Below are 7,385 nucleotides of genomic sequence, written 5' to 3'. Positions count from 1 at the left end.
TGTCGTCCTGTGGTTCTGGATGCCAGCACCGTAGCTGCCGGCCTTGGGCGCCCCCTAGCCCACCCGGTCCGCGCCGCTGGCCCGGGGTTTTTCATGCCCAAGGGAGGCACCCATGGCCGGTATCGACGGCTACGGCGTCCAGCTCAAGCGCGGCGACGGCGCGGACCCCGAGGTCTTCACCGCCATCGCGAACATCACCAACCTGACGGGGCCGGGCCTGTCCCGGAACACCATCGACGTCACCGCCCACGACTCCCCGGACCGCTACATGGAGTTCATCGGCGGCCTCATCGATGGCGGCGACGTGTCCGTGGACGTCAACTACAACCCCGCCGTCCACGACTCCCTGGTGGCCGATCTGGAGGACGACGACCCGCGCAACTACCAGATCGTCTTCCCCGACCCCGCCGCCACCACATGGACCGTCCCCGGCATCATGACGGGCTTCGAACCGTCCGCGCCGGTCGACGACAAGCTCTCCGCGTCCCTGACCTTCAAGGTCGCCGGGAAGCCCACCCTCTCCTGACCCCCGCACGCACGAAGAAACCGAGGTACACCCGATGGACAAGCTGCTCACGGTCGAGGACATCGAGGCCGCCGACGACCGGAAATGGGAGGACGTCCCCGTACCGGAGTGGCACGGTACGGTCCGCATCCTGGGTATGTCCGGCACCGCCCGCAACGCCTACCAGAAGTCGATCCTGGTCATCGGCGACGGCGGCAAGTCCCGCACGATCGACCTCGCCGACCAGTACGCCAAGCTGCTCTCCCACTGCCTGGTCAACGAGAACTTCCGCCGCCTCTACAACGACGCGACCGTGAAGAAGCTCGGGGCGAAGAACGGCGAGGTGCTGGAGCGCCTGGCCGACATTGCCAAGCGGCTGTCCGGCCTGGACGAGAAGGCGCTCAAGGACGCCGAGGGAAAATCCGGCACGACGCCCACCAGCGCTTCTACTTCCGGCTAGCCCTCGCCAAGAACATCAGCGTCGCCGAGCTGCTGCGCACCCACTCCTCCGCCGAACTCACCGAGTGGATGGCGTACGAGAACGTCACCGGCCTGATCGGCGGCGAACGTCTGGACGGCCTGGTCGCGATGCTCGCCGCCACGGTCGCCAACACGGCCCGCAGCAAAGGCACCAAGGCCCAGCCGAAGGACTTCCTGCCCAAGTGGGACCGGGGCGCGCCGGCGGACTGGCAGCAGATGCTCGCCACGGTCCGCGCGATGAACTCGCGCTTCGGCGGCACCGACCACACCATCGGAGGTGACCGTGCGAGCACAGATGCTGGATGAGCTGCTGGTCGGTGTCGGCATCGACACCCGGGACCTGACCGCCGGCACCGCCGGGGCCGCGGACGATGTCGAGCGGTCGTTGGCCGGGGTCGGGGATGCGGGCGACCGTCTCGGCCGGGACCTGGTCCAGGTCGCCGACGATGCCGAGGCCGCCCTCAACAGCGTGGGCGACGCCGCGGGGCAGGCGGCGGCGGACGCCGACCAGGCCGCGGCCGGGATCGGTGAGTCCCTGGGCGGCGCGGGGGCCGGTGCCGCCGTCGCGGGCGCCGCGGTGGGCGGCCTGTTCATCGCGGGCCTGACGAACGCGATGGACGCGTCGGCCGCGAACACCAGGCTCGCCAACCAGCTCGATCTGAGCGAGGCGGAGGCCGAGCGCGCCGGTGACACCGCGGGCGCGGTGTTCTCCGCTGGGTTCGGCGAGTCGATCGACGAGGTCAACGAGTCTCTCGGCGCGGTTGTCTCAAGCGTCGGCGGCATGGGCAAGGCCACCGATGCCGAGCTGGACCAGATGACGCGGTCAGCGCTCGCGCTCGCCGATACCTTCCAGTTCGACGTGGCCGAGAGCACCCAGGCCGTGGGCACGCTGATCAAAACGGGCATGGTGAAGGACGGCATCGAGGGTTTCGACCTGCTGACAGCAGCCGCCCAGGAACTCCCGGCGAAGCTGAGGGAAGAAATCCCCGCGCTCACCAACGAGTACGGCGAGTTCTTCGACCAGCTCGGCTTCACCGGCCCGGACATGATGGGCCTGCTCGCCGAGGCCGCCAAGAACCCCGTGTTCGAGCTCGACAAGGTCGGCGACGCGATCAAGGAGCTGTCGCTGAGGCTGGCGGACACCAAAGCAGTCGAGGAGCCGCTGAAGGACCTCGGCCTGAGCGTCGCCGACATTCAGAAGCAGGTCAACACCGGCCAGGGCACCAAGGCGTTCGACGACATCGTCACCGCGCTGAAGGGGGTCGACAACCAGACCGAGCGGACCGCGCTGCAAGCCGCTCTCTTCGGCGGCCCGGGTGAGGACATGGGCAACACCCTCCTGGCCCTGTCCGCCGACGGCGCCGCAGCCGCCAACGGGCTGGACGATGTGGCGGGCGCGGCAAAGGAAGTCACCGACTCCGTCGCAGCGTCACAGTCCCTGAACAGCATCTGGCGGAGCCTGGCCACCACCCTCGGCGAACTCCTCGCCCCCGCTCTGGGGGCCGTTGCTGACTTCTTCGCCGAGAACCCGACCCTGCTGAAGATCCTCGTGCCCGTCGTCCTCGGCCTGGCCGCCGCCATCGCCATCGCCACCATCGCCCAATGGGCCTGGAACACGGCTCTGTGGGCGTTCCCTGGGACATGGATCGTCGCGGGGATCATCGCGCTGATCGCCGCCATCGTCCTCATCGCGGTCTACTGGGACGAGATCGCCGCGGCCACCGGGGACGCCTGGGACTGGATCACCGGCAAGCTCGGTACGGCCTGGGACTGGATCACCAGCAAGCTCGGCTCTGCATGGGACTGGGTGACGGCCAAGACGGGCGCGGCCTGGGACTGGGTCACCGGCAAGGTCGCGACGGCTGTCGGCGGCATCATGGCCGCCGCGGGCGCCATGGGGTCCATCCCCGGGATGATCTCCGGCTGGTGGAACCAGGTCATCGCCTGGCTGACCGGACTGCCCGGTCGCATCGCCCGCGCTACTGCCGGCATGTGGGACGGGATCAAGGCGTCCTTTGCCGACGCGATCAACTTCGTGATCTGGAAGTGGAACAGCCTGTCGTTCACGATCGGCGGCGGGTCGATCATGGGCGTTGGCATCCCTTCCGTCACCCTCAGCACGCCGGACATCCCGTACCTGGCTGAGGGCGGCATCACCACCGGGCCCACCCTCGCCATGATCGGCGAGGGCCCCGAGCAAGAGGCCGTACTGCCCCTGTCCCGGCTGGACGGGATGCTCCGCGGCGTGGCCGGCGCCGTCCGCTCCACCGGCGGCAGCAGTGAGCAGCGCGTCGTCCTCGAATTCGTGGGCGCTGACAGTGAGTTCGTGGACTTCTTCCGGGCTGTCGTCCGCAACCGAGCGGGCGGCAGCGTCGCACGACTGGCAGGGGAGGACTGAATCGTGGTGAGCCTGCCGCCCCCGCGGACCACAGAGCTGTTCTACGGCGGCCAGTGGAACAACATCAGCGGTGACATGCGGGAGTCGGACCCGGTGACGATCACCCGTGGTGTGTCGTCCGAGGGCAACCGGACCGACCCCGGCGCCGCCACCGCGACACTCAACAACCGCCACGGCCGCTACAGCCCGCGCGACCCTCTCTCGGATCTCTACGGGGAGATCGGCCGCAACACGGGCTGGCGGTTCTCCGTCCGCGCGGGCGGCCCGCACCTCGCCTGCCCGGCCGGGATCTACTCCATATCAACGCCGGACGGCCCCGGCCTGGACATCCTCGGCGACATCGACGTCCGTCTCGACGCGGCCCTGGACACCTGGCTGTCCCCGCAGATGCTCGCCATCCGGTGGGCACCCGGCGGGCATCTGCACTGGGCACTGGAGCTGGGACAGAACGGGCGCCTGTACGTCGTGTGGTCGCCCACCGGGGCCCCAGCGGCGACCCGCTACGCGCGGGCCACCGCCCCCGTGCCCGCCTACCCGGGGCAGCGGCTCGTCGTACGGGCCACGCTGGACGTCGACAACGGCAACACCGGCTGTACGACCACGTTCTTCACCGGCCCGACCATGGACGGCCCCTGGACCGCCCTCGGGGCCCCGGTCGTCTCGGCCGTGACCACCTCCCTGTTCAACGCCAGCGCGCCCTTGTACATCGGAGACAACGTCGTCTCCCTGACCCCGGACGGGACATCCGGCCTGGACCGGCTCCGCGGCCGGGTGTACGGGCTGCGCGTCTACAACGGCATCGACGGCGCACTCGTCGTCGACGCCGACCCGGTCACCCAGGCCGCGGCCGGCGCCACCTCCTGGACCGATGCGACCGGCCACGCCTGGACCCTCTCGGGCACCGCAGCCCTGTCGAACCGGCACACACGGATGGTGGGAGAGGTCCCCGCCTGGCCGCCCTCCCGCGATCTGTCCGGCGCGGATGTCACCACGGCGATCGCCCCCGCGGGGATCATGCGCCGCCTCGGATCCGGCAACAAGCCGCTGGACAGCGCGCTGCGCCGGTTCATCCAGCGGGCGCCCGGGCTGCTGGAGTGCTGGCCGCTCACCGACGGCGCCCAGGCCACCCAGGGCGCATCCCTGCTCGGCAGCCGCCCGGCGATGCCTGTGGCCAGTGGAGCCGATCCGGAGTGGGCCCGGGGCGAACTGGGGGACTGGATCGAACCGGTGGCGCACTTCCCCACCGGCTCCTTCGGCACCCTGAACATGACCCCGCCAGCCGCGTCCTCGGCCGGCTGGAGCGTCGACGTGTTCCGGGCAGGCCGCGGTGTGAACGAATGGATCGAAGTACAGGACCTGGGGCGTGGTACGGACACCGATCCCCGCAACACCTGGCTGCTGCTCATGCAGACCGAGTTCGACCACATCCTGATCTTCCGCGAGTCCCAGAGCGGGGACAGCAGCTCGACCGCGTTCCTCGGTACGGTCACGGCCCCGGGCATCTACGACGAGCGACCGCACCACATCCGTATCTCCACCACCGTGAGCCCCGGCAACACGGCGTGGACGCTCTACATTGACGGCACGCCCGTCACCGGCGGCGTTGAGGAGGTCACCGGAAAGGGGATCGGGCGCGTCGGTCTCCTGTGGGACCTGACCAACTCCTCGGACACCCTGTCGGCGGGCTACGTCACCTGCTGGGGCCCCTCCGGACCCACAGCAGCCGCGACGTACCAGGCGTACATGGGTTTCCCCGGCGAGCCGGCTGGCGGCCGAGTTCTGCGCCTGGCGGCCGAGCAGGGCATCCCCGCCTACCTGATGGGCCCGCCGGACGAGGACACCCCCCTCGGCATCCAGAAACCCGCGAAACTGCTGGACGCTTTCGCGTCCATCGCCGAGACAGACCTCGGGTACATGCTGGAACAGCGAGACGCCACCGCGCTCGTGTACCGGAGCCGCACCACCCTGTACAACCAGCCCCCCGCCTTCGTCCTGAACTTCGCGGCCGGGCTGGTCAGCGCTCCGTTCCGGCCGATCGACGACGACAAGCTCACCGAGAACGACATCACGGTGCAGCGGGACGGCGGCGGTTTCTCCAATGCCGTCCTCGACTCCGGCCGCATGTCCGTGCTCGACCCGCCCGCGGGCGTGGGCCGGTACGACATCAGCCGCACCCTGTCGCTGGCCGCCGACGACCAGACCGCAGACCACGCCTGGTGGCGCCTGCACCTGGGCACCTACGACGGCCTCCGCTACACCCGGATCACAGTCGACCTGGGCAACCCCCGCGCCTACGCCCTGGTCAACGCGATCTACCGGGCCGACGTCGGCGACCTCATCCGCCTCACCGGTCTGCCCGCGGACCACGGACCCGACGACGTTGACCTGATCATCCGCGGCTACACCGAGGAGATCAGCGCCACCCGGTGGACCATCACGTTCAACTGCGCACCGGGCCAGCCCTGGGCCGTCGGCATCGTCGACGACCCCGACTACGGCCGGGCGGACACCGACGGGTCCGAACTCGCCGCGCCGGCCGACGCCGACGACACCACGCTGATGGTGACCGCCACCGCCGGACCGCGCTGGACCACCGACCCCGCCGATATGCCCATGGACATCCGGGCCGGGGGCGAGGTCATGACCGTCTCGCGGATCACCGCGCAGATCGAGGACACCTTCGACCGCACCGTCACCAACGGGTGGGGCACGGCCACGTCCGGCCACACCTGGACCACCACCGGCGGCACGGCCGCCAACTACAGCGTGCAGGGGGCGTGATGGCTGACAAGTACGCCTCTTACGCGGCGCTCGCCGCTGCCGAAGTCGAAGGAGTCGACTACTCCCGTAGTGCTGTCACGCCGGCCGGGGCGACGTGGGCAAGCATCGCGATCCACGGGGGCGGCATCGAAGCAGGCAGCGGGGAAATGGCACGCGAAGTCGCCGGCAGCCGCATGGCGTACTTCGAGTTCGCCGGTCTCAAGTCCGCCAACAATGTCGACTTGCACCTCACGAGCACGGTGTACGACGAGCCCATGGGCCTGGGCGTGGTCCAGGCGTCCCGCCGCTGCCTGTCCTTCCACGGATTCACCGGCACGGCCGGAGTCGAAGAGACCGCGCTCGGCGGCTTGGACGCCGTCCTCGTCGACAGGGTCGCCGAGCTGCTGGAGGCGCGCGGGTTCGCAGTTGTCACCGCGCCGAGCGAGATCGCAGGCACCGACCCGGACAACATCTGCAACAAGACCACCAGCGGTACGGGCGTCCAGTTGGAAATGAGCCGGGCACAGCGACAGGCGTTCTTCCCGAACGGCGACCTCAGCCGCGCGATGCGGGAGTCCGGCCAGCGGACCGCAGCTTTCTACGCCTACGCCCAGGCCGTGCGGGACGCGTACACCGGGTACGGCCTGGTCGCGCAGACCAGCGTCAACGTCTCCCGCTACACGCTGATGAGCGCCCCGGCCGCCGACGTCGACCTGACCGCCACGGTCTCAACGGACGCCCTGGCCGCTGGCGGGTCGCACTTCCTGGCCCTCGTCGGACGGTATGCCGACACCAGCAACAGCTACCTGGCCAGACTGGAGTTCACGACCTCGCAGGCCGTCGCGCTCACCCTGCGGCGGCGCCTGGCGGGCACGGAGACGTCGCTCGGCGGCGGCACCATCACCGGCCTGACCCACGCCGCCGGCCGACGCTTCGCGATCCGGCTCCAGATCACCGGCACCCAGCTCCGGGCAAAAGCTTGGCTGACCTCGGTGGTGGAACCCCCGGCCTGGACCGTCAGCGCTACCGACAGTTCTCTGACCGCGGCCGGACAGATCGGCACGCGGTCGATTTTGTCCACTTCCAACACCAACACGCTGCCCGTCATGGGCGCGTGGGCCGACTTCGCCGTGAGCGGACCTCAGCGATTCGTCGTCGACCGCTCCGTCAACGGCATCGTCAAGAGCCACCCGGCCGGGACGGACGTACGCCTGGCCGTCCCCACGATCGTCGCACTCTGAG

6 protein-coding genes are annotated in these 7,385 nt (G+C 69.8%); all 6 read left to right on the top strand.

What is annotated here, in order from left to right:
* Window positions 1-112: 112 nt before the first annotated feature.
* From WH07_RS19855 to WH07_RS36335, 6 genes are read left to right on the top strand one after another with little or no spacing between them, the layout of a single operon-like run.
* The gene (locus tag WH07_RS19855) at window positions 113-526 is read left to right on the top strand and encodes a phage tail tube protein (protein ID WP_046501620.1); all 414 of its coding nucleotides are present in this window, start codon (window positions 113-115) and stop codon (window positions 524-526) included.
* Between the two features lie 34 nt (window positions 527-560).
* The gene (locus tag WH07_RS19850; RefSeq protein WP_046501618.1) at window positions 561-965 is read left to right on the top strand and encodes a hypothetical protein; all 405 of its coding nucleotides are present in this window, start codon (window positions 561-563) and stop codon (window positions 963-965) included.
* Window positions 926-1,291, top strand: coding sequence for a phage tail assembly protein T (locus WH07_RS19845; protein WP_456300498.1), 366 nt, complete (start codon window positions 926-928; stop codon window positions 1,289-1,291). The genes WH07_RS19850 and WH07_RS19845 overlap by 40 nt, the downstream gene beginning before the upstream one ends.
* Entirely contained in the window at window positions 1,263-3,383 is a 2,121-nt protein-coding gene (locus WH07_RS19840) for a phage tail tape measure protein (protein WP_157877390.1), read from the top strand. The genes WH07_RS19845 and WH07_RS19840 overlap by 29 nt, the downstream gene beginning before the upstream one ends.
* Before the next feature lie 6 nt (window positions 3,384-3,389).
* Window positions 3,390-6,164 carry a hypothetical protein gene (locus tag WH07_RS19835; RefSeq protein WP_157877389.1) on the top strand — a complete coding sequence of 925 codons (2,775 nt, stop codon included), beginning with the start codon at window positions 3,390-3,392 and terminating at the stop codon, window positions 6,162-6,164.
* Window positions 6,164-7,384, top strand: a complete 1,221-nt coding sequence (locus tag WH07_RS36335) for a poly-gamma-glutamate hydrolase family protein (protein ID WP_079023373.1) — start codon at window positions 6,164-6,166, stop codon at window positions 7,382-7,384. The genes WH07_RS19835 and WH07_RS36335 overlap by 1 nt, the downstream gene beginning before the upstream one ends.
* Window position 7,385 lies beyond the last annotated feature (1 nt).

This window comes from Streptomyces odonnellii (assembly GCF_000981895.1).
Lineage (GTDB): Bacteria > Actinomycetota > Actinomycetes > Streptomycetales > Streptomycetaceae > Streptomyces > Streptomyces odonnellii.
Note: the sequence above shows the minus strand (reverse complement) of the source record. Positions and strands in the feature narration are given on the sequence as shown.